Source organism: Tritonibacter sp. SIMBA_163 (assembly GCF_046535935.1).
GTDB classification, from domain to species: Bacteria; Pseudomonadota; Alphaproteobacteria; order Rhodobacterales; family Rhodobacteraceae; genus Epibacterium; species Epibacterium scottomollicae.
The window spans coordinates 1-266 of the sequence record NZ_JAWJBP010000564.1 but is presented as its reverse complement, the minus strand read 5'-3'; the positions used below and the strand labels follow the sequence as shown (position 1 = coordinate 266).

The following is a 266-nucleotide window of genomic DNA, read 5'->3' as shown; positions in this document are numbered from 1 at the left end:
CAGCCAGCCCGCGGCGGCGATGTACAAGAGCGTCAGCACCTTCTGCCCGAAGCCGGCCAGCCGGGGATCGAGCTCGATCAGCGACAGACCGAAGGTCAGCCCCATGGTCAACGCGAGCAGCGACACCGGCGACCCGAACGACCGCGTGATCGTCGCCGGCAGCCGGCGGTTTTTCTTCTCCAGCCGGCTCGCCCGGGCCGCGCACGCGGTCTGGAACACCTTGCCCACCGCCAGCCCGGCGAAGATCAGCCCCAGCAGGCCGCCCC

Annotated in this window: 1 protein-coding gene; it reads right to left on the bottom strand. The window is 71.1% G+C overall.

Features of this window, described 5'->3' with window-relative positions:
* On the bottom strand, positions 1-266 hold a 266-nt coding region (locus R0J92_RS23555), incomplete at both ends, for a hypothetical protein (RefSeq protein ID WP_411053458.1).